The following is a 20,454-nucleotide window of genomic DNA, read 5'->3' as shown; positions in this document are numbered from 1 at the left end:
CCCTACTGATGGGCCCAAATCACAATGTTCGTACAGTTGTGGGTCAGGCTATAGGATGACAGAAGTTGACTTTATTAGCTATAGGTGGTATGACACTTAGTCAATTTAAGTAAGCAGATGATCTTAGCTACAAAAGTATTTTTTACCTCATTTGTTTTTGGGTTTATTCTTTTTCCCTATTTTATAAAGCTTCTAAAAAAAATAAGCAAAGATGGGCAACCAATTAGATCATGTGGACCAGAAAGTCATTTAATAACAAAAAAGAATGTACCACCTATGGGCGGAATAATAATACTGATTTCTTCTTTATTACCAATTTTACTCTGGGCTCAGTTAACACCAGAAATTTTGCTGCTGATATTGATAACTCTATTTTTTGCTCTACTTGGATTTATTGATGATTATTTAAAATTGAAGACAAATCACTATCGAGGTTTAAGTGCAAAAACCAAAATACTTATTCAGTTTATTGTTGCTCTGGTTGGTGTGTTTATACTTAAGCTATACTCTGCTGAATGTTTTACAAAAACGTCCCTATTTAAAGGAGTAATAATAGATTTTGGCTATCTATATGTTCCGTTTGCTGCGTTTGTAATTGTCGGCTCTTCTAATGCTGTGAATCTCACAGATGGTTTGGATGGCCTTGCTGCAACTCAAGTTATCACTTCCTTTGCTTTTTTGGGGCTAATTGCATATATAACTCAGGCAGATATGAATATTACTTTATTCTGCATTGCATTTATAGGAGCTATTCTAAGTTTCTTGTGGTTTAACACACATCCAGCAAAAATATTTATGGGTGATGTTGGTAGCTTGTCGGTAGGTGCGGCTTTAGGGTTAACTAGTGTCCTAATTAAAAGAGAAATGCTTTTTGCCATTATTGGAATAATCTTTGTAATAGAGACTCTATCTGTTATTATTCAGATATCATATTTTAAATATACAAAGTTTAAATATGGAGAAGGAAAAAGAGTTTTTCTTATGGCACCAATACATCATCACTTTGAGAAGAAGGGATGGTCAGAAAATGCAATCGTTATGAAATTTTGGATAATTTCTATTATCTGTTCAGTTTTTACTATAACTTTCTTATTATAAAAACCTATGAAATACCCAGACTTTACATTAGAAAATAAATTATCAGGAGTGATAGCAGGAGTGGATGAAGTTGGAAGAGGTCCGCTAGCTGGTCCAGTAATATCCGCAGCCGTAGTGTTTATTGATAGAAATACAATTATTGATGGAATCAACGACTCGAAAAAGTTGACTCCTCAATGTAGGCAAGTCCTATATGAAAAAATAATATCCGTTGCAAAATTTGGTATAGGAATGGCAAGCGTAGAAGAAATAAATTCATACAATATCTTGCAAGCAACAAAACTTTCAATGAAACGTGCGTTGATAGACTTGGACCTAGAATTAGATTATGTGCTAGTTGATGGTAATCAACCACCTGAAGTGAAATGGCAAGTGAAATCCATAGTAAATGGTGATAATTTGAGTACATCAATTGCAGCAGCTTCAATCGTTGCAAAAGTTACGAGAGATCGGCTTATGCAAGAATTGCACAATAAGCATCCTGAATATAATTGGTATAAAAATAAAGGATATGGGACAAAAGAGCACCTTAACGCTATTGGCCTTTATGGAATTACAGAACATCATAGAAAAAATTTTGCACCCATATCTCGGGCATTATAGCCTTTACCCTTTTTTGAAAGGTATGGTTTCATTAAATAGGCAAACTGTACTCGATCCATTCCTTAAGGTAAACACTGAACTTACCCTTTCGATTATCAGGTAGTTATCAACTGTACGGAAATTTACTAAAGACTCATATCCTGCAGAATCAACCATAAAAACTGCCGGAAAATCAGAGTTTATTTTATTGAATTGTAGATATGTAAATTTTCCGTCATCAAAAACCTTAATTGGTATTATTGACTGACTACCTTTGACGTGCGAGATGGAATAATTAAAATTTAATCCCTTCTTTACAACTTCAATATCATTGATATCAGGAATAATGGTATGACTAGCTTGTTCGAAGATATCACCGTTATTTGTTGTGTAAATCTCATCACTGCTAAATAGTGGATAAAGAAACCTTACTTCATATGCTAATCTTGGATCATCTAGTCCAGTTGCTTCTTCAGCATGAAGTTCAAAGTAATAAACTCTTTTATTGGTAATTATAGTTGCATTAGTATCAGCAATATCATCTATGGGCTTAATAAACAATCTGTTACCTTGAGGAAGAAGTTGCCAACCAGTTGAATCACCCATTGAAAGGTTTTGTATTATCTCCCCTGGTTCAAACAATATACTGGACTGATAACCATAAAAACCCGTATACTTATGTATAGCCTGTGGGTTATAATTTATTACCTTTATGTGATTATCTCCAGCTATTGAACGTGGCTCCTGTTTTGCAAGTGCATCACTACCACAGAGGAACAATAGTACGGCAAACAGTAAACCAATCATAATATCAAAATGAATTAATCTTCATTTTATCATTAATAGACATGCACTGCAACTGTTAAGGCACTTTCTATACTATAAACCCCAAAGCAAGCGGTAGAAAAGGCAAGAAATAAGGCAAACTCCTTAAATACTTTAGAACTACAGGAGGCTTCACCTGAACGGGTACACTTGGAATCCTGCCATTTTCACTTCGTAAACATACCAAGAATTCTGTCCATTATTCCACCCATGTTTGCTTCAGCTTGAGTATACTCTATTTTACCACCATGCAAGATTAGTTTAATATCTGATCCAGGTGATATATTAACAAATTTACTGCCAACAACTCCACTGCTAGTGATCAGAGCTGAACTATCAATTGGCAATTTTATGTCTTTGCTTATACACATATCGATTCGTGCTACGTAGGTAGCTTTGTCAAGTGATACACCAGTTATGCTTCCAACATCTACACCAGAGATCTTGACACTATCACCAACTCCTATACCGTTAGCGTTAGCAAAAAGACCATATATTTTATAGCAATCCTTATAGTTTTTCTTTATGTAAGATAGCTTATCAATAGCAAAGAAAATCAGAAAAATAGTAAAAATTAATACAAATAATCCAGCGGTTATTTCAAGTATATTTGACCTTCGCATCTTTAGTTATCAGGACTCCAGCTTTTATAGTAATTTTTCACTTTTTGGTTTGGATAGTATGCATCTTTTGTACCCGTTAAATTAGGAGTATGTTTTACTTTTCTTTTTTTATTATTAACTGGTACTACATTATCAGTATAGTGAAGCCATATATGCCATTCCGGAGGCACTGTTGTAGGCTCAGAAACACTGCTATACATAACCCACCTTTTTCCTTTACTTGATTCATAGTAAGAATTTCCATTTTCATCTCTTCCTACAAATTTATCTTCTCTTCGTAATAGGCGTTTTATTGCATTACAAATTTTAGATAACATAAGGGTATTAAAACAAAAAGTATTATATATACTAATACTTTAACGATATATTAACAACAATTTAATGCAATTACCAATCTTACAAGTTATTATCCCAATAATTGCATCAATGTTTTGCTTTCTTGCCAAGAAACACAAGGTATCTTGGTTTATTTCTTTTATTGCAACAACAATCACTCTTATCATTTCATCAATACTACTCATTAAAACATATAAAGGTGAAATTATAACTTATCACCTTGGAAATTGGGCTCCTCCGTATGGAATAGAGTTAAGAATCGACGTGTTAAATTCCTTAATTCTAACCCTAGTGAATTTTATAGCGCTGATTAGTGTGCTTTATAGCTTTTATATTAACGAAAAAGAGATTAGCAAAAACAAAATCACTGGTTTTTACTCTCTATTTCTACTGTGCTTAAGCGGACTGCTCGGGATTCTAGTAACAAACGACATATTTAACCTTTACGTTTTCTTGGAAATTTCATCTCTTTCTTCTTATGTATTAGTTTCAATGGGAAGGGATAAAAAAGCCTTGGTTGCAGCATTTGAATATCTAATTAGTGGAACAATAGGTGCAACATTTTATTTATTTGGCATCGGGCTCTTGTATTCAATGACTGGAACGCTCAATATGTCTGACATGGCTGAAAGAATAGTTCCATTATACGATAACAACATCATAAAACTTGGCACGTTGTTCATTTTTGTTGGTCTCTCAATCAAAATGGCACTGTTTCCATTAAGCAGGTGGCTGGTTAATGCATATAGTGAGGCGCCAAGTTTCATTAGCATATTCTTTTCAGGCACAGTGACAAAAGTGATGATATATGTTTTCATCAGAATCTTTTATACTGTTTTTCATCAAAATTTTTTCTTGTTTAAGCCGCTACTGGACAATGTGATAATTATCCTCGCACTTTGCGCTATTGTATTTGGGTCGATATTTGCAATAACCGCAAAAGACATAAAAAGACTGCTTGCTCACTCTAGTATTAGCCAAATTGGTTATATAATTTTAGCACTGAGTTTTAACTCAAAAACAGGTGTATTTGCAGCAATTCTTCACATAGTAAACCACAGCATAATAAAAACATCTTTATTTATGGCTGCAGGATGTATTTCTTACAAATTTGATACAACAAAAATAGAGAATTTATCGGGACTCAAGAAATCAATGCCTTATACAGCACTTGCGTTCACTCTATTCAGTTTAGCATTAATCGGTGTGCCTTTAACAAATGGCTTTGTAAGCAAGTGGTATATAATGAAAGCAATTATCGAATCTCGCGCGTGGATTTCCCTGATAGCTTTTGCTGCCGGTTCTTTTCTTGCACTAATATACATGTGGAAGATGGTAGAGAAAATGTATTTTGAAAATGATGCAACGTCACGCACTAGAATGACACTAGGCAAAATTAATGATGTGCCATTTCCTATGCTTTTCTGTCTATTGTTTATGGCAGCTTTAACAGTAGTAACTGGAATATATAGCACTCCAATTCGGTTAGTAGTTGAGAAGTTGGTTTTTTGATTTTTATCTTTGTTTCATATTTTACTATACTTTAAGGTTATAAGGTCTTTATTGTGGGTAGGCTGAAGAAGATTCATTGGTTATTAGTCATTAACGTGATAGCGCTGTTTTGCGTTGGCATTGTTGTTCAATACTCTTCTGCTGGAGGAAAGTGGGTACCATTTGCAATTCACCAAATAGTCATATTTTCCTTCTTTTTCCTACTCGCTATAGCTATGTCATTCATAGAGCTAGATTTTTATTTGAAGCACGCCTACTTTTTTTATATAGCAGCAGCGATTTCGCTATTAGCAGTAAATTTTTTTGGCTCACACATAATGGGTGCAACAAGGTGGATAAGAATTGGATCAATTAGTTTGCAACCATCAGAATTTGCAAAAGTAGGCTTAATACTTGCGCTTGCTCGCTATTTTGATAAGCAGAGTGTGTATAAAATGATGGAATTTAAAAGATTGCTTAAGGCACTTATAATTATTTTCTTACCCGTGTTCTTGGTGTTAAAGCAACCTAATTTAGGCACAGCTGTAATAATGTTACTTATAGGGATGTCAATTATATTCACAGCAATAATAAAAAGATCTCATTCGGTAATATGTGGAACTCTTGGCATTTTTGCAGTACCGGCTATCTGGCCTTTTTTACGTCCTTATCACAAGCAAAGGATATTGTCGTTTTTGGATTCATCAGTGGATCCACTTGGAATAGGTTATAATGCGCAGCAATCTCAAATAGCTATTGGTTCAGGAGGTTTGCTTGGTAAGGGCTTTGTTAACGGAAGTCAAACTCAACTTGGATTTTTGCCGGAAAAGCGTACAGATTTTGCTTTTGCAGTGCTGAGTGAGGAGTGGGGCTTTTTAGGTAGCATGGCTTTAATTTTGCTTTATACCTCATTACTTGGCATAATTTTCTCTATCGCTTATAGGTCGAAAAATTATTTTTCTAAGTCGGTATCTATCGGCATTTTCGCCTTTTTTAGCGCTCATTTTTTTATAAACATCGGAATGACAATGGGCCTCTTACCTGTGATAGGCGACCCATTGCCATTTCTTTCCTATGGAGGAAGTACAACTGCTGCAAGCTTGATATGCATAGGATTATTGCTGGCAATAAAAGCAGATGAACAACAAAATGCTTGTATTTTACCTATGCTAAAGTAAAATTAAACTTTACTTAATAGTTTTTATGCTAGATGAAATGCGTGAGGAGTGTGGGGTATTTGGCATAAGTTGCAACCAAAGTGCTGCTTTTAACTCTATACTTGCTCTCCACGCTTTGCAGCATAGAGGTCAAGAGTCTTTTGGCGTAGTAACCAGTAACAACGATAAGCTGCACTCTTATCACTTTCAAGGTCAAGTGAGCAGCGTATTTGATGATATAGATGAAATAAAGAAATCCTTACCTGGAGATTGTGCAATAGGTCATGTTCGATACTCAACAAGTGGTAGTAAATTTGGAGTGCAGCCCATGTTTGGCAAAAGTGGCAAATTTGGGGATTTTGCCATAGCACATAATGGTAATTTAATTAATATTTCTCCGATACGCGAACAATTAATTAAACAAGAGTGCGTTTTTCAGTCAGATATTGATACAGAAGTAGTAGTGCATCTGACAGCAAGCGGTGAAAAAGATAGCTTTTTAGAGAGTTTTATATATGCATTAAGGCAAATACAAGGTGCTTATTCTTTTGTGGCAATCAATCAAGAAGTAGTTATTGGAGTACGTGATCCATCTGGAATCAGGCCTCTTGTTTTAGGAAAGTTAAACGGTTCTTACGTTCTTGCATCTGAAACTTGTGCTCTTGATATAATAAATGCAGAGTTTGTTAGAGAAATAGAACCAGGCGAATTAGTTACCATCAGTTCGGATAGTAAGCTAGCCTCAATGTTTCCTTTCCCACAGCAAAAATCAAGTTTTTGTATTTTTGAATACGTTTACTTTTCGAGACCAGACAGCATAATGGAGAATAGGTCCATATATGATATAAGAAAAGAAATAGGAAGAATACTTGCAGAAGAGAGCCCACCAAGAAACAATGTAAATATGGTTGTACCAATACCTGATTCTGGAATACCTGCAGCTATTGGATATGCAAAGCATTCAGGGTTACCTATGGAACTGGGAATAATTCGTAATCATTACATAGGAAGAACTTTTATACAACCAACCGCTGAAGTACGTAAAGTTAGAATAAAATTAAAATTCAATGCTAATAAGCACATTTTGAAAGGTAAAAACATAATTTTAATAGATGATAGTATAGTGCGTGGTAGTACGTTAACAAATATAATAGTTATGCTAAAGGATGCAGGAGTAAAAGAGATTCACCTCAAAATTTCAAGCCCACCAATTAAGCATTCTTGTTTTTATGGAATAGATACGCCAGAGTGCAAAGATTTAATTGCTGCAAATAAATCTGTAGAGGAAATTAAGGAAGTTATAGGAGTAGATAGCCTAGCCTTCTTGAGTATTGATGGACTATATCAGGCTGTTAAAGGAGAGGTGCGTAACAATGCTATACCACAATATTGTGATGCTTGTTTCACTGGTGATTATCCGATTGGCAAATAGTCTACGCAAGGTCTTAAGTTTAGAAAATCTTAAACCGCCAAAATTTCTCTTGGCCTTTACTAATTCCGATTCTCGGAGTGCAAATATAATCTGGTTTGAGGTGGGATTCATAAACACAAAATTCGTGGCTTATAGTAAGGTCCTGTTTGTTATGTTCTTTTGTAATATTTAATCTTTTGCACAATATTCCTGGTCCACCTAAATTTGCTTCAAGTGGTTCAATAAGCTTTAATCCCCGTATTAACACTGCTGCTGGGAACCCTTCTGCTTCTGTTACAATGTTTAAACAGTAGTACATTCCATATATAAAATATACGTACGAAAACCCCGGCACACCAAACATTACTGAGGTTCGATTAGTATAGCCTCTTGCCGCATGACAAGCTGGGTCATTCATTCCTATATAGGCTTCAACTTCGGTTATTATTCCACTAAAGTTAGAAAATTTGAGGACTTTTCCCAATAACTCTCCAGCTACAATTAAAGTTGACCGCTCATAGAAATTTCTTGGTAGTATTATGTTGCTCATTATAAGAGTATAAGTTACTTGCAGATGCAAGCAACTTATACTGAATTTTCACTACTTTACCTATTTTGAAGCAGCAGGAGCTTGATGCTTTTGTGATGCGCCGCTCAAGTCTTCTACATTTGTTGAATGCTGCTCCAAAAATTTTACTTCTTCAGAGCTTTGTTGTAATTGTGTTTGTGGCAATTGTGATGCTAACACTTCATGTAAAGGCTTTGCTTCATATTGCCTTCCTACTTTTACTTCTTTATGTGCAGCTAATTGCTCCATAGTAACACCATTACCCTCAATAAGTTCTACGGAGCCATTATCATGAATATGAATATTAATTTTAATATTACATTCTTTTCCTTGAGCATTCCACTTTAAAGTCATTTGATATGACCCATTAGCCACTTCATAAATTCTTGCCCCATCCTTATCAATTTGGCAACGTACCCCCCTTGTTTTTTGGTCAGGTAGTAGCAACGTAACTGTCTTTACATCGTACTTTTTGCACATATTACCACTTAGAATATCATGCAAATTTACTTCTTTTATATAATCGTTCAGCGCAATTCTTATGACAGGCTTAACACTGTTATCTATATTTTTAGTTTCTCTTAATTTTATAAGCTTTGCATCAATATTTTTAGATATCTCTTCTTCAATTTGTTTAGCAGCTTTGCCTACAATTTCCCGACCATGATATTTGGTCTCCTCAGCAGTATATCTATACATACCATCGCTATTCTTATGAACATGAGGTTTCACTATTACTTTATTAGTAGTATTAGTAGAAGGGTTGTTCTGATCTACAAAGAACCTCTTCCATGTTTCTTCATCATCAAGAGTGACGTACCTACATTTATCCTTATTCGGTATTGACCCAGATACGCTACCAGCAGCAATATTTTGATCAACAATCAAAGATACAGTTTCATTACTATCTAACATATATGCCTCCATTATCCTTAATACACAAATGTCAACATACGAGCATTATCTCAATTAGTCAATATAAATTATGACGTTTAATGTTGAAAGCTCAAATACTCCTTTGCTTGATCGGTTAGAACGCGCCCTCTTGGTGTGCGCTTTACAAAACTAATTTTGATTAAATAAGGTTCTACTGTTTCTTCAATATTGCCAACATCTTCGGATAGCGCAATAGATATGGTGTCAATTCCAACAGGGCCTGAAGTGTTGAATAAAAATCTTAGATAATTCATATCAAGTTTATTGAGTCCCATTTTATCTACACCCAATTTTAGTAATACAGAATCAGCGACTTCATAAGTAATTTTTTTATCATCTTTCACTTCAACAAAATCCCTTATTCTTCTGAGTAACCTCAAAGCAATTCTTGGAGTGCCGCGCGCACGGCAGGCAATTTCCCGCGCAGCACCCTCTTCAATTTCAGCAGAAAGAACTCTTGCGCCTCTTTTTATAATATCGACTAGCTCCTCAAAAGAATAAAACTCAAGGTGCAAAGGAATGCCAAAACGATCTCTCAGTGGCGCAGAAAGTAATCCAAGCCGTGTTGTTGCTCCAATTAGCGTAAATGGTGGTAGATCTATCCTTAAAGTGCGAGTAGATGGACCTTCACCTACTAATATGTCCAAGCAAAAATCTTCCATAGCAGTATATAAAACTTCTTCGATGCTGCGATTTAATCTATGAATTTCGTCGATAAATAGAACATCTTTTGCATTTAAAGTGGTAAGCACTGCGGCCAAATCTCCAGCTTTACTAAGTAAAGGACCAGAAGTTGCGCGAAAGCTAACTCTTAATTCTTTAGAAACAATTTGTGCTAAAGTTGTTTTGCCAAGCCCTGGAGGACCATATAATAAAACGTGATCTAAAGCTTCAGTTCTCGTCTTTGCAGCATTTATAAACACTTTTAAATTTTGTATTAAGTCTTTTTGTCCGACAAAATCATCAAGTTGTTCAGGTCTGATGTTGATATTGCGCGCATCTTCAGTATATTCTTTACCGCACGATATTGATTTCATAATGTTGAGAGCTCCTTAAGCGCTATGCGAATAATATCCTTAGTGCCCAGATTTGACGATTCGTCTTGTATTTTTTTTATCGTATCATAAGCTTTCATTTTTTCATACCCAAGATTGATCAAAGCTGAAAGGGCATCTTCATTAATTGGATGAAAATTATTGTTATTTATTTCTAGTTTACTTACTTTGCCACTCAATTCAGTGATGATTCGATTTATGAGTTTCAAGCCAAGTCCACTCATCTTGAGTGCTACTTTATCTTCATTCATAATTGCCAAAAATAGCTGTTCTGGAGTTAATTTACTCAAAATTGACATTGCAGTTTTATAGCTAACGCCGCTTACTTTGACAAGCAACCTCAAGCACTGCTGTTCTTCTTTGCTTATAAAACCATATAGCTGAGCGACATTTTCTCTGTTATTTGCATAGGTTTCGATAAGTAATTTAACTCTACTTCCGATGGAACATGCATTTAAAGTTTTGGCTGAAAGATACACCATATAGCCAACATCATTCACATTCAGGATTATGTGATCACTGCGCACTTCATCAACTATTCCGCTTAGATTTCCTATCATTTTTAGCACTGTATAGGGTTCAGTTTAAATACTCCTGGATCTTAGGTCAAGCAAACGAACATTATAACAGGGAAACGTGGCTAAAAAACCACTTGACAAACTCCGCCAGCCCCCTTATCATAAACACTGAAGCTATTTATTTATCTTCTCTGTACAGATTAAATGACAAAAAAACTCACGTATCTGGCGTCCCATGTTTAATTTTTTGCACTATGTGCACCTTATGTCTTTATAAAATTTCTAGGTTTTTACCTAATATAAGCTGAAATGCGCTTATAAAGCATTTAAAACATCAAAAAACGCCGATTTAAAAAATGGATAGTGAATAACTAGCTACCCTAGGGTTTCTTTTGCCTTTTTTTCTGTTTAGTAAATTTCTTAACGTTTATAATTTAGATTAGTTGCGGTTTAAAAGTAGCTGAATCGCGGTTATTAAGTGTTTAGAATAAAAAAACGCCATACTTGAAAGTATAATGTAAGTAATTAGCCAATCATGGGGCTTTTTTTGCCTTTTTTTTCGTTTGGTAAATTTCTTAATGTTTATAGCTAAACGACAACCGTCATCCCGCTGCTTGTTAGCGGGATCTATGCTAAGAGATACCGCGGATGAATCGCGCGGTATGACGGTTCGTGGTGGCATCTCGTCATCCCGCTACGTGTTAGCGGCTAAGAGATACCGCGGCGGTATGACGTCTTAGCCATAGATTACCTGATCTCACCATCTTTCCGGTTGTTTTATACATAATTCTCGGATTTTGAAAGTTCACTTTGAATAAATTGCTCATATTCTTTATCCTTTAGTTCTTCAAAAATCTCAGGATAATGTTTACTGGAACGAGTAATTATTGAAATTAGCTCTTGCTTTGTTTTTCTTAGTAAAACCTTTCAAAGAGAGTCTGTTCATCTGGGCGCGCAGACGATCGATACTCCTTTCTATCAAGTGCAACCAAAGCAAAACCTGTTGCAGCCATATGCTTACATGGACCATAATACACAAATGCAGGACAGGAACATGTTCCATTCAAAAGAGGACCATCGTGCTTTAGTGTTACTCGATATACATTTGATCCAACTACCTTTGATTTAGCTTGAGATTCATTAACAGATATAATCTGTACCTTTCTTTTGTCAAAATAATCCCTTCCTCTGGAGCGGTAGGGTTCTTTGATAAGACCTGTGATATCTTTATAATACAGTCTCATTTTTACCTCCTTTAAAACCCTCAATTTTCTAATATATCCTTTCTTCCATAAAAATTTATTAACTCACCACGACTTTTATATGGCCCTGCGGACAATTTTATAGTGCTATAGCTAACTCAAGAAAGGTTTCCCTACGTCATACCGCGATTCATTCCATAACTGTATGAACATTCATTTTTGAAGGTAAATTGCACAGCAAATGGTGTCATGAAAGTAGCTGACACTGGAATCCAGCCTTACCGTAATCTCATCAAGAACGTTGTGTTTTAACATAAAACGGCTACTTTTATACTTACCAACTTAATAAAATTCCTGGATCCCAGTGGGCTTTGTTGCATCGCTCTTCGGATAGTAGGTAACGCACAATAAATTTATGAAGCTATCTCAAATTTAGCCATACCAATATCAGTGAACTTATTGAGCAAATAGCATTTAACAAGTAGTTCCTTCTCTCTATTTGTCTCAGATTTATTCCTAAAACTAAACCCGAATGTTTGTTTCAGTCGCGAGAAAAAACTTTCTATATAAGATCTTTTTCCATAACTCATCTCTTTTTTCCACTTCTTTATACCATCTTCATCATATGACTTTATGAGCTTGACTGCAGAATTTCTCTCAGCCATATAGTCTAACTTTGGATGCTCTGCTGCGTTGTTTTTCGGAGGAATTTTCGTTTTTATACCATATTGATTACACAGCTTATAGAGCTTTTCTCTGTCATATGCCCTATCTGCATATAGTACTTTTATGACATACTGAAAATCGACTTCTTTTAGCAAATCACAAGCTCCATAGTGATCAGCCGTTACTGTATTTTACAGCTATGGCTTTTTTGCTGTTTGTATTCAACATTACATGCAATTTTCTTGTCTGTTCATAGCTGCGATACTTTCTATCTTCGCTATTTTCCTTGCTATGACCAGGAGTGTTGTTGTATATACTAATTCCTGTACTGTCTATAGCAATTTCGATATCTTCCATATTATTTTCTGCAATCATTGATCTTAATATTAAGTTTCTTAAACCTTCTTGATGATTGTGAATAGCTGATAACTTGCAAATTTTTCCCAATTTGCTCAAGGTATCCTGCTATAAACCCAACTGTTTGCCTCAGGCCTATTCTAAATAAACAAGTTATTATGTGCACCAAAATTACAACTTTATCGCTATAAATATTGTTGCCACCTGGTATTTTTGGACCATTCTCGTACCACTTTTCTATGGCTTCGTTGATATAATGAAAAATATTTCCTCTTTTTTCTAGAAATTTGTTATATTCGCTATGGTTACTGACCCTCATTTTTTGTGGCATATTTTTTCTTTCAAGGTTAAATGGCTATTTTATAATGAATTTTGTCAGTAGCCACCAGATTTTTTCAGTTGCTATGCAACAAAGCCATCCCAGTGTCACGCACTGGGATGACAAGAAGAGGGTACTTGGATAAGAGGCATTGCCCTCCTGGTAGGCCCAAATTGCAATGTCCGTACAGTTATGGATTCATTCGCGGTATAGATTCCGCTAATGAGTAGCGGAATGACGAATTTGTTGTTTTTCAAATTGTAGGTAAACCTAAGCCACTTTAGCTATATATAATAGAATTTCGCTTTCTACTATCTTTCCAGTTGTTTTATACATAATTCTCGAATTTTGAAAATTTGCTCCATATCTAATTTCTCACTTGTATAAAATTTGTTTTCTTACTTCGAGACCTAATCTACCACAACTTTTATATGGCGTTTCTTTCCTGCAGATAATTTTATAAATGGCTGATCTTTAAAGCTTTCGAAATTTATTACATGATCAATATTGTTTACAACATTATCATTAATCTTGCATCCGTTGCCCTGTATTAAACGCTTTGCAGCGCCTTTTGAAGGTTCAAACCCGGTGTCATGTAGTAGGTCTACTAAGGATATGCCGCTTGCAACTTGTTCTTTTTTTATGATGTAATCAGGAAGTAGTGAGCTATCTTCATTCTCAAAAGCAGAAATTGCAGCAAATTGTGCAAGTTCCGCTTCTTTGTCACCATGACATATTTTTGTCACTTCTGTTGCCAAGACCTTTTTTGCTTCATTTATTTCTTGATCCTTTAAAGACTCTAATTTTCTAATCTCATCAATTGGCACATCAGTGAGCAATCTTAAAAAACGTCCAACATCTTGATCATCAACGTTGCGAAAATATTGCCAGTAGTCGTAAGGCTTTAGCATATTATCATCAAGCCACACTGCTCCACTTTCAGTTTTGCCCATTTTTTTTCCTTGTGCATTTAATAAAAGAGGCATGGTAAGGCCAAATAGCTCAGGTAAATTCAACTTTTTTCCAAGTTCAATTCCGTTTACTATATTTCCCCACTGGTCTGACCCTCCAATCTGCAGACGACAATCATATTTTTTGTTTAATTCAATAAAGTCGTAAGCTTGCAATAGCATGTAATTAAATTCCAGAAAGCTTAAGGTTTGCTCTCTATCCAGCCTGGTTTTCACACTATCAAAACTTAGCATACGATTTACAGAAAAATAAGCTCCTATATCACGCAAAAAATCTATGTATTTTATGTTATCCAACCAATCTGCGTTATTTACTATCATTGCACCAGTCTTGCTGTCATTAAAAGACACCATTTTCTCTAATATTCTCCTTATACTGGATGTATTTTGATTGATGTTCTCTACAGGCAAGATGCTTCTTGCTTTATCTTTGAAGGATGGGTCACCAATTTTTGTTGTGCCACCTCCAAGTAAGACTATCGGCTTATAACCAAATTTTTGTAGGTGACAGAGCATCATAATCTGAATTAGGTGACCAGCATGAAGACTTGGTGCTGTGCAATCAAACCCAATGTATGCAACTATATAATTGCTCTGCAATAATAATTGATCTAGTCCTTCAATGTTTGTGCATTGGTATAGGTACCCTCTTTCTTGGATGAAATTTAAAAATTCAGATGCGTGTTTCATTTTATAAACCCCAGTCTATCCTGTCATTAATGCCGAAGGTAACCCTAATAGAGAAGCCAGTGCCCAGACACTGGAACTTAATTATAAACAAGCACACTATACAACGTTTTCGATGAAATTGCATGAAAAACTGGATTCCAGTGTCAGCTACTTTCATGACACCACTACCTGTGCAGGAGTTGCCTTCAAAATTACAACGTTTGTGCAGTTGTGCACCAGCTATCCAGGCAATCAGTTCCATAACTCTTCTATTTTATAATACTCCCTTACTTCCGGCCTGAATATGTGAACCATTATGCCTTGAAAATTCAAAACCACCCAATTGCCTTCATCCATACCTTCTACATCTATTTTATCATGTGGCTTGAGGCTTTTTATTACGTGCTCAGCTAAAGCTTTAACGTGACGGCTTGAATCACCAGATGCAATAATCATATATTTTGCAATAACGGTTTTATTCTGCACATCAAAAGTTACTATATCATGACCTTTATTTTGATCTATTATCTCTTCAATTGTACTTCTTATCGATTCCATATCGCTAAGCATTGTTTACAGGTTATATGATTCATTTATAATTATATACTCAAAATTTCTAAATATGAACTATTTTCAACGCAACTACTTGTTAAAGGTATTACCTGCATCTATTTTATCATCATGTTTTTAGCATGTACAATGTATATACTTTTTATATAATTGAAAATAGCTTTTTACTAGTATTCATTATGGGCAAGACTCTCATCTACTTAATCGGCTTTCCAGGCAGTGGTAAGTTTACTACTGCAAAGGAACTGTGTAAAATCATTGGTGCAGTAATAGTAAGCAATAATCTATTCAATAATATTATATTTGATATTGTTAAATTACAAAACGCTGAAGTTCCAGATGACCTATGGGAAAAAATTTTTGCAGTTAGGGAAAATGTATTAGCAATACTGGAAAAACACTACGTAAAATCAAAACATTATATATTTACAAATGAATTGATAGAGGGTGATCCCTATGACCAAAGATTATATAACTCAGTGGTAAATTTAAGTAAAAAAATGGACATGGAAATTTTTTCTGTAGTATTACATTGTAATAATGAAAAACTAGTAAGACGTGTCCAATCAGAAGAGAGATATCAGGAAAATAAAATTACTGATCCGGATTTTGCTATAAAGAAAATTGAAGGGAAAAGGCTATTTATACCTGAGGGTTCGCTTGAAATTGATAACTCGAACTTGAGTGCAAAGGAAGTTGCAAAGAAAATTGTTGAAGAGATGAAGAAAGAAAAAAATGGAAAATTAATTAAAACTTCTGTAACAAATCATTTAAAAACAGAGCGTACTCGTGGTTGAGCAGAAAGATAAGTACCGTCCTTGTGTTGGCATAATGCTATTTAACAGACAAGGACATGCCTTTATTGGAAAACGCTTTGATAGCGATTCTTACTGGCAGATGCCACAAGGAGGTGTTGATGATGGTGAGGAACTGGAACAAGCAGCGTTACGTGAGTTGCTAGAGGAGGTTGGTACTAATAAAGTAAAGGTTATAACTAAAAGCAAGGATTGGATATACTACAACTTGCCTGAAGAAGTTATACCAATATGCTGGAATGGAAAATATTCTGGTCAAAAGCAAAGGTGGTTCTTAATGAAGTTTTGCGGAGAGGATGAGGACATTGATATTAATTATACTGGTCATCCAGAGTTCAAAGAGTGGCGTTGGCAAGGTATAGATAGTTTAGTAGCCAGTGCTATATCATTTAAAAAAGAAGTTTATAAAACAGTGATAGAAGAGTTTTCTTCTATAATAAAAGCCTCAACAATAAGCTCATGATAGTAGATTCTCATTGCCACTTGATTTATTTTTCTGACGATGAAATACCAAAAGTAATTTCAAGGGCAGAGCAAAATGGTGTAAAGGTTTTGCATAACATATGCGTAAGCATTGACGATGTTCCTAAGTTATTAAAAATTTCTTCATCCTATGATCAGGTCTACTCCTCTGTTGGTATACATCCGCTTGATGCTGCTATAGAAAACGGTGAGTGTATACATGTTGATGAATTAGTTGAATTTACCAAGAACCAAAAGGTAATTAGTATCGGTGAAACCGGGTTAGATTTTTATAAATCTGACAACAAAGACAATCAGAAAAAAAGTTTTGCATTACATATAGAAGCGTCAAGAATAACTGGACTACCTTTAGTTATTCACACAAGAAGCGCTGATAATGAGATGATCGATATGTTAAGGTCAGAAATGAAAGCCGGTGCTTTTAGTGGAGTAATGCACTGCTTTGCTTCCTCTAAAGAACTTGCTTATCAATCTATAGATTTGGGGTTATATATTTCATTTTCTGGAATTATTACTTTTAAAAATGCGAGCTTACTCAGAGAAATTGCACAAAATGTACCACGCGAGCGTGTTTTAGTCGAAACTGATGCACCATATCTATCACCTGAGCCTTATAGGGGAAAAAAGAATGAACCAGCAATGGTGAAATACGTTGTTGATTGTTTGGCAGAGTTGTGGAATGAGTCACCAGAACAAGTAGCGAAGGTAACCACAAGCAACTTTTTTAGGCTGTTTGAGCTATAAAGAAGCTCTATAAAACCATTAATTTGCTTATGAACCTAAAGATTTCACCAGCTCTCTCACCGAGTTTACAGACTTATTAAACATTTCTTGTTCACTATCATTCATTTTAACTTCTAGGATCTTTTCAATTCCGTTTTTTCCAATAATTACAGGAACACCAATAAACAACTCTTCTACACCATATTCACCATTAAGGTAAGCAGCACATGGTAATATGCGCCTCTTATCTTTTAAATATGATTCTAACATGCATATAGCTGAAGATGCAGGAGCGTAGTATGCAGATCCAGACTTAAGCAGATCAACTATTTCTTTACCGCCATTGCGAGTGCGTTCAACTATTTCATCGACTTTTTTCTGTGTGATAAGACCCATATCGATAATTTGAGTAAGTGGAACTCCAGCAACTGAAGCACAATTGATTAGTGGTACCATAGTGTCGCCATGTCCTCCAAGCACAAAAGCAGATATATCTTCAACTGAGATATTTAACTCACTTGCAAGAAAGTAACGAAAACGGGAAGAATCAAGCACTCCTGCCATGCCAACAATCATATTAGTTGGAAGGTTTGAAAATTTATGCACCACTGAAACCATGGCATCCAAAGGGTTGGTAACCACTATTACAAACGCGTTTGGAGAATATTTTTTAATATTTTCGCCAACCTCCTTCATTACTTTAGCATTGGTTTGCAGGAGGTCATCCCTGCTCATTCCAGGTTTTCTAGCGATGCCAGCGGTTATTATAATTGCATCGGAGTTTTTTATATCTTCATACCTATTTGTGCCAGTAATATTGACATCAAATCCATCAATAGGGGATGATTCTGCTATGTCGAGTGCTTTACCTTGTGGTATTCCATCACTAATATCAAGTAAAACAACATCACCGAGTTCCCTTAGTGCAATCATATGGGTGAGAGTTCCACCGATATTTCCTGCACCGATTAAAGATATTTTTTTTCTTTGTACTGTCATTTTCTACTCCTTTGTATTTACTTTTATGGTTTTACCTTCCCAAGGCGATAAGCTATCAAACATACGAAAATCTTGCGGTAAATCTATAGGATTATACACAACCTTTTTTGTCTCTATATCATATCTTACTTCCTCATAACCAGTGAGAGGGAAATCTTTTAACATTGGATGACCTTTGAATCCATAGTCTGTTAGAATCCTACGCAAATCAGGGTGATCAGAAAACTCTATTCCATACATATCAAACACTTCACGCTCAAACCACAAAGCCGTACTAAATATCTTCGCTACACTTGGAGGCATGTCGCTTTCACATAACTGAAGCTTTATGTGTACTCTAATATTATGCACAATGCTGAGCAGATTGTATATTAGCTCGAAACGCTTCTCTCTATTTGGATAGTCAACCCCAAAAATATCAACTAATAGTTCAAACCTACACTTTTCATCATCACGTAGAAAGAATAGATGCTTTTCAATTTCATCTAAAGTTGAATATATTACAATAATGCCATCATCTTTTTGAATGCACTCGCATTTGGTCTTTTTTTGTATATACTTTGCAGTTTTATCCATTCCGAGTCCGTTTTATTTTGTTTTGTAGGCATAGCATTCCATATAGCAACGCCTCAGCGGTTGGTGGGCATCCAGGGACATACACGTCAACTGGCACAATTCTATCACAGCCTCGGACTACTGAATAAGAGTAATGGTAATAACCACCACCATTTGCACAACTTCCCATGGAAATAACATACTTCGGGTCTGCCATTTGATCATAAACCTTGCGCAATGCTGCTGCCATTTTATTAGTTAGTGTGCCAGCAACAATCATCACATCTGATTGACGTGGGCTTGCACGAAACATTATACCATATCTATCAAGATCATAACGGCTGGATGCAGTATGCATCATCTCAACTGCGCAACATGCAAGACCAAATGTCATTGGCCACAATGAACCAGACCTTGCCCAATTCATTACATAATCTGTTAAATCACCAAATTTAGTGACAAGAAACCCTTCTTTTTTATAACGACCCCAGTCATCATTAGATAGAATTTGATTTGTCATAAACTACTCCCACTCTAATGCACCTTTACACCATTCATAGATAAAACCTATAGTGAGTATTGCAAGAAATACCATCATAGACCAAAATCCACCATAGCTTATCTTAGATAAAGAAACAGCCCAAGGAAAAAGAAAAGCAATTTCTAAGTCAAATATTATAAATAATATTGAAACTAGATAAAATTTAATGTCAAAATTTTTTCTTGCACTGGATAGTGGATTGAAGCCACACTCATATGTGGAAAGCTTTTCACCATCTGGCTTACTCACTGCAAGAAACATAGGCAATATACCTAAAGCAAAAGATACTACAATTGATACGCAGATAAAGATTACTATGGTTAAATATTCGCTCATTTAACAAAACATATAACACTATGAGTTTACATGCTTTCCTAACTTTTTACCACCTAAAATATGCACGTGAAAGTGTGGTACAACCTGCTCTCCATTTTCACCGTAGTTAGTGACTAATCTATATCCTGTTTTTTCTAGATTATATTTGTGTGCTATCTCTCTTACAGTTTTGAAGAAATCCGCTATTTCCTCTTCAGGAGCTTTTAGAATGAAATCATCATATGAAATATATTGATTTTTTGATATAACTAAAATATGAACTGGTGCGTCAGGGTACTTATCATGAAAAGCTAGTACATTTTCATTTTCATGTACCTTCTCACAAGGTAACTCACCTCTTAATATTTGAGCAAAGATGTTATCGCTATCATAAACTTCATTGCTCATATTTTAAGAGCGACCTTTCCCTCTTTCTTCGTTTTTCTCTACATTAGGTGTAGATAGTGGTTTTATCGCTTCACCAGAAGCATCTTCAAGATTTAAAGAGCTTACAAGTTCCCTTACTTTTACCATGTCCTGCTGTTCTTTCAAAAAGGGTTCTATTCCACTTACCCTTTTTCCAGTAATAACTCCTGGTTGTAAGTGATACATATCCCCAGGAACAGTTAAACTATGATGTCTTTCCTCTATTTTTTTAGCTTCACTCAT

Annotated in this window: 25 protein-coding genes and 1 pseudogene; 8 read left to right on the top strand and 18 right to left on the bottom strand. The window is 35.3% G+C overall.

The features are described from left to right. Positions 1-117 precede the first annotated feature (117 nt). Both mraY and OOK89_RS00545 read left to right on the top strand, forming a co-directional pair. The gene (gene mraY, locus OOK89_RS00550; protein ID WP_151807633.1) at positions 118-1,098 is read left to right on the top strand and encodes a phospho-N-acetylmuramoyl-pentapeptide-transferase; all 981 of its coding nucleotides are present in this window, start codon (positions 118-120) and stop codon (positions 1,096-1,098) included. A gap of 6 nt (positions 1,099-1,104) precedes the next feature. After that, positions 1,105-1,701: a ribonuclease HII gene (locus OOK89_RS00545; protein ID WP_015589381.1), complete on the top strand. Its 597-nt coding sequence runs from the start codon at positions 1,105-1,107 to the stop codon at positions 1,699-1,701. 3 nt (positions 1,702-1,704) lie between these two features. Here the strand turns inward: OOK89_RS00545 and virB9 are convergent, their stop codons facing one another. From virB9 to OOK89_RS00530, 3 genes are all read right to left on the bottom strand, one after another. Next, the gene (gene virB9 / locus OOK89_RS00540) at positions 1,705-2,487 is read right to left on the bottom strand and encodes a P-type conjugative transfer protein VirB9 (protein ID WP_015589382.1); all 783 of its coding nucleotides are present in this window, start codon (positions 2,485-2,487) and stop codon (positions 1,705-1,707) included. Between the two features lie 185 nt (positions 2,488-2,672). After that, a complete protein-coding gene (mlaD, locus tag OOK89_RS00535) occupies positions 2,673-3,128 on the bottom strand; it encodes an outer membrane lipid asymmetry maintenance protein MlaD (protein WP_007548591.1) in 456 nt (151 codons plus the stop codon). A gap of 2 nt (positions 3,129-3,130) precedes the next feature. Beyond that, positions 3,131-3,445: an NADH-ubiquinone oxidoreductase subunit NDUFA12 family protein gene (locus OOK89_RS00530; protein ID WP_007548590.1), complete on the bottom strand. Its 315-nt coding sequence runs from the start codon at positions 3,443-3,445 to the stop codon at positions 3,131-3,133. A gap of 64 nt (positions 3,446-3,509) precedes the next feature. Here OOK89_RS00530 and OOK89_RS00525 point away from each other — a divergent pair, with 64 nt between their 5' ends. Genes OOK89_RS00525 through purF form a run of 3 tightly spaced genes read left to right on the top strand, consistent with a single transcriptional unit; the run spans position 3,510 to position 7,544 of the window. Continuing rightward, complete coding sequence (locus OOK89_RS00525; RefSeq protein WP_264719045.1) at positions 3,510-4,976, top strand: proton-conducting transporter transmembrane domain-containing protein; 1,467 nt, start codon at positions 3,510-3,512, stop codon at positions 4,974-4,976. Positions 4,977-5,029: 53 nt separating this feature from the next. Next, positions 5,030-6,133: a rod shape-determining protein RodA gene (gene rodA / locus OOK89_RS00520; RefSeq protein WP_264719044.1), complete on the top strand. Its 1,104-nt coding sequence runs from the start codon at positions 5,030-5,032 to the stop codon at positions 6,131-6,133. Between the two features lie 25 nt (positions 6,134-6,158). Further along, the gene (gene purF / locus OOK89_RS00515) at positions 6,159-7,544 is read left to right on the top strand and encodes an amidophosphoribosyltransferase (protein ID WP_264719042.1); all 1,386 of its coding nucleotides are present in this window, start codon (positions 6,159-6,161) and stop codon (positions 7,542-7,544) included. Between the two features lie 19 nt (positions 7,545-7,563). Here purF and OOK89_RS00510 read toward each other — a convergent pair whose 3' ends face one another. From OOK89_RS00510 to rsfS, 9 genes and pseudogenes are all read right to left on the bottom strand, one after another. Continuing rightward, positions 7,564-8,073, bottom strand: a complete 510-nt coding sequence (locus tag OOK89_RS00510) for a DNA-3-methyladenine glycosylase (RefSeq protein WP_264705328.1) — start codon at positions 8,071-8,073, stop codon at positions 7,564-7,566. Positions 8,074-8,133: 60 nt separating this feature from the next. Continuing rightward, positions 8,134-9,006, bottom strand: a complete 873-nt coding sequence (locus OOK89_RS00505; RefSeq protein WP_264719040.1) for a hypothetical protein — start codon at positions 9,004-9,006, stop codon at positions 8,134-8,136. 77 nt (positions 9,007-9,083) lie between these two features. After that, complete coding sequence (gene ruvB / locus OOK89_RS00500) at positions 9,084-10,064, bottom strand: Holliday junction branch migration DNA helicase RuvB (protein WP_264719038.1); 981 nt, start codon at positions 10,062-10,064, stop codon at positions 9,084-9,086. Then, positions 10,061-10,642 (bottom strand): Holliday junction branch migration protein RuvA, encoded by a 582-nt coding sequence (gene ruvA / locus OOK89_RS00495; RefSeq protein ID WP_264719037.1) that lies wholly within the window; start codon positions 10,640-10,642, stop codon positions 10,061-10,063. The genes ruvB and ruvA overlap by 4 nt, the downstream gene beginning before the upstream one ends. An 872-nt stretch (positions 10,643-11,514) precedes the next feature. Beyond that, complete coding sequence (locus OOK89_RS00490; RefSeq protein ID WP_264719036.1) at positions 11,515-11,844, bottom strand: SWIM zinc finger family protein; 330 nt, start codon at positions 11,842-11,844, stop codon at positions 11,515-11,517. Positions 11,845-12,215: 371 nt separating this feature from the next. After that, positions 12,216-13,156: pseudogene (locus tag OOK89_RS06560) on the bottom strand (IS5 family transposase). Between the two features lie 398 nt (positions 13,157-13,554). Continuing rightward, the gene (gene tyrS / locus OOK89_RS00470; protein WP_007548582.1) at positions 13,555-14,805 is read right to left on the bottom strand and encodes a tyrosine--tRNA ligase; all 1,251 of its coding nucleotides are present in this window, start codon (positions 14,803-14,805) and stop codon (positions 13,555-13,557) included. Position 14,806: 1 nt separating this feature from the next. Then, positions 14,807-15,046, bottom strand: a complete 240-nt coding sequence (locus OOK89_RS00465; protein WP_010963049.1) for a hypothetical protein — start codon at positions 15,044-15,046, stop codon at positions 14,807-14,809. After that, positions 15,037-15,354 carry a ribosome silencing factor gene (gene rsfS / locus OOK89_RS00460; RefSeq protein WP_006279567.1) on the bottom strand — a complete coding sequence of 106 codons (318 nt, stop codon included), beginning with the start codon at positions 15,352-15,354 and terminating at the stop codon, positions 15,037-15,039. Before rsfS ends, OOK89_RS00465 begins: the two co-directional genes overlap by 10 nt. A 179-nt stretch (positions 15,355-15,533) precedes the next feature. Here rsfS and OOK89_RS00455 point away from each other — a divergent pair, with 179 nt between their 5' ends. From OOK89_RS00455 to OOK89_RS00445, 3 genes are read left to right on the top strand one after another with little or no spacing between them, the layout of a single operon-like run. Continuing rightward, entirely contained in the window at positions 15,534-16,151 is a 618-nt protein-coding gene (locus OOK89_RS00455) for an AAA family ATPase (protein WP_022626414.1), read from the top strand. Positions 16,152-16,185: 34 nt separating this feature from the next. Beyond that, positions 16,186-16,632, top strand: coding sequence for an RNA pyrophosphohydrolase (locus OOK89_RS00450; RefSeq protein ID WP_007548581.1), 447 nt, complete (start codon positions 16,186-16,188; stop codon positions 16,630-16,632). Beyond that, the gene (locus tag OOK89_RS00445) at positions 16,629-17,396 is read left to right on the top strand and encodes a TatD family hydrolase (protein WP_010082353.1); all 768 of its coding nucleotides are present in this window, start codon (positions 16,629-16,631) and stop codon (positions 17,394-17,396) included. Before OOK89_RS00450 ends, OOK89_RS00445 begins: the two co-directional genes overlap by 4 nt. 27 nt (positions 17,397-17,423) lie before the next feature. On the opposite strand, the gene mdh is transcribed toward OOK89_RS00445, so the two are convergent. The 6 genes from mdh to OOK89_RS00415 are packed head-to-tail and all read right to left on the bottom strand — an operon-like array spanning position 17,424 to position 20,454. After that, positions 17,424-18,374 (bottom strand): malate dehydrogenase, encoded by a 951-nt coding sequence (gene mdh / locus OOK89_RS00440; RefSeq protein ID WP_264719035.1) that lies wholly within the window; start codon positions 18,372-18,374, stop codon positions 17,424-17,426. 3 nt (positions 18,375-18,377) lie between these two features. Further along, on the bottom strand, positions 18,378-18,950 hold the full coding sequence (locus OOK89_RS00435) for an NADH-quinone oxidoreductase subunit C (RefSeq protein ID WP_007548576.1): 573 nt from the start codon (positions 18,948-18,950) through the stop codon (positions 18,378-18,380). Then, a complete protein-coding gene (locus tag OOK89_RS00430) occupies positions 18,943-19,449 on the bottom strand; it encodes a NuoB/complex I 20 kDa subunit family protein (RefSeq protein ID WP_006279574.1) in 507 nt (168 codons plus the stop codon). The genes OOK89_RS00435 and OOK89_RS00430 overlap by 8 nt, the downstream gene beginning before the upstream one ends. Before the next feature lie 3 nt (positions 19,450-19,452). Beyond that, positions 19,453-19,806, bottom strand: a complete 354-nt coding sequence (locus tag OOK89_RS00425; protein ID WP_006279576.1) for an NADH-quinone oxidoreductase subunit A — start codon at positions 19,804-19,806, stop codon at positions 19,453-19,455. An 18-nt stretch (positions 19,807-19,824) separates the two neighbouring features. After that, on the bottom strand, positions 19,825-20,193 hold the full coding sequence (locus tag OOK89_RS00420; RefSeq protein WP_010082356.1) for an HIT domain-containing protein: 369 nt from the start codon (positions 20,191-20,193) through the stop codon (positions 19,825-19,827). Between the two features lie 3 nt (positions 20,194-20,196). Next, positions 20,197-20,454: a hypothetical protein gene (locus OOK89_RS00415; protein WP_006279579.1), complete on the bottom strand. Its 258-nt coding sequence runs from the start codon at positions 20,452-20,454 to the stop codon at positions 20,197-20,199.

Origin of the sequence: Wolbachia endosymbiont (group A) of Lasioglossum morio, assembly GCF_947250585.1 — a bacterium.
Classification (GTDB): domain Bacteria; phylum Pseudomonadota; class Alphaproteobacteria; order Rickettsiales; family Anaplasmataceae; genus Wolbachia; species Wolbachia pipientis.
This window is presented reverse-complemented; position numbering and strand designations above follow the sequence as displayed.

What these genes read in the sequence shown, in the direction of transcription:
- mraY (WP_151807633.1), top strand. Translation starts at nt 118, where the DNA reads ATGATCTTAGCTACAAAAGTATTTTTTACCTCATTTGTTTTTGGGTTT.
- OOK89_RS00545 (WP_015589381.1), top strand. Translation starts at nt 1,105, where the DNA reads ATGAAATACCCAGACTTTACATTAGAAAATAAATTATCAGGAGTGATA.
- virB9 (WP_015589382.1), bottom strand. Translation starts at nt 2,487, where the DNA reads ATGATTGGTTTACTGTTTGCCGTACTATTGTTCCTCTGTGGTAGTGAT.
- mlaD (WP_007548591.1), bottom strand. Translation starts at nt 3,128, where the DNA reads ATGCGAAGGTCAAATATACTTGAAATAACCGCTGGATTATTTGTATTA.
- OOK89_RS00530 (WP_007548590.1), bottom strand. Translation starts at nt 3,445, where the DNA reads ATGTTATCTAAAATTTGTAATGCAATAAAACGCCTATTACGAAGAGAA.
- OOK89_RS00525 (WP_264719045.1), top strand. Translation starts at nt 3,510, where the DNA reads ATGCAATTACCAATCTTACAAGTTATTATCCCAATAATTGCATCAATG.
- purF (WP_264719042.1), top strand. Translation starts at nt 6,159, where the DNA reads ATGCTAGATGAAATGCGTGAGGAGTGTGGGGTATTTGGCATAAGTTGC.
- OOK89_RS00510 (WP_264705328.1), bottom strand. Translation starts at nt 8,073, where the DNA reads ATGAGCAACATAATACTACCAAGAAATTTCTATGAGCGGTCAACTTTA.
- OOK89_RS00505 (WP_264719040.1), bottom strand. Translation starts at nt 9,006, where the DNA reads ATGTTAGATAGTAATGAAACTGTATCTTTGATTGTTGATCAAAATATT.
- ruvB (WP_264719038.1), bottom strand. Translation starts at nt 10,064, where the DNA reads ATGAAATCAATATCGTGCGGTAAAGAATATACTGAAGATGCGCGCAAT.
- ruvA (WP_264719037.1), bottom strand. Translation starts at nt 10,642, where the DNA reads ATGATAGGAAATCTAAGCGGAATAGTTGATGAAGTGCGCAGTGATCAC.
- OOK89_RS00490 (WP_264719036.1), bottom strand. Translation starts at nt 11,844, where the DNA reads ATGAGACTGTATTATAAAGATATCACAGGTCTTATCAAAGAACCCTAC.
- tyrS (WP_007548582.1), bottom strand. Translation starts at nt 14,805, where the DNA reads ATGAAACACGCATCTGAATTTTTAAATTTCATCCAAGAAAGAGGGTAC.
- OOK89_RS00465 (WP_010963049.1), bottom strand. Translation starts at nt 15,046, where the DNA reads ATGGAACTGATTGCCTGGATAGCTGGTGCACAACTGCACAAACGTTGT.
- rsfS (WP_006279567.1), bottom strand. Translation starts at nt 15,354, where the DNA reads ATGCTTAGCGATATGGAATCGATAAGAAGTACAATTGAAGAGATAATA.
- OOK89_RS00455 (WP_022626414.1), top strand. Translation starts at nt 15,534, where the DNA reads ATGGGCAAGACTCTCATCTACTTAATCGGCTTTCCAGGCAGTGGTAAG.
- OOK89_RS00450 (WP_007548581.1), top strand. Translation starts at nt 16,186, where the DNA reads ATGCTATTTAACAGACAAGGACATGCCTTTATTGGAAAACGCTTTGAT.
- OOK89_RS00445 (WP_010082353.1), top strand. Translation starts at nt 16,629, where the DNA reads ATGATAGTAGATTCTCATTGCCACTTGATTTATTTTTCTGACGATGAA.
- mdh (WP_264719035.1), bottom strand. Translation starts at nt 18,374, where the DNA reads ATGACAGTACAAAGAAAAAAAATATCTTTAATCGGTGCAGGAAATATC.
- OOK89_RS00435 (WP_007548576.1), bottom strand. Translation starts at nt 18,950, where the DNA reads ATGGATAAAACTGCAAAGTATATACAAAAAAAGACCAAATGCGAGTGC.
- OOK89_RS00430 (WP_006279574.1), bottom strand. Translation starts at nt 19,449, where the DNA reads ATGACAAATCAAATTCTATCTAATGATGACTGGGGTCGTTATAAAAAA.
- OOK89_RS00425 (WP_006279576.1), bottom strand. Translation starts at nt 19,806, where the DNA reads ATGAGCGAATATTTAACCATAGTAATCTTTATCTGCGTATCAATTGTA.
- OOK89_RS00420 (WP_010082356.1), bottom strand. Translation starts at nt 20,193, where the DNA reads ATGAGCAATGAAGTTTATGATAGCGATAACATCTTTGCTCAAATATTA.
- OOK89_RS00415 (WP_006279579.1), bottom strand. Translation starts at nt 20,454, where the DNA reads ATGAGTGAAGCTAAAAAAATAGAGGAAAGACATCATAGTTTAACTGTT.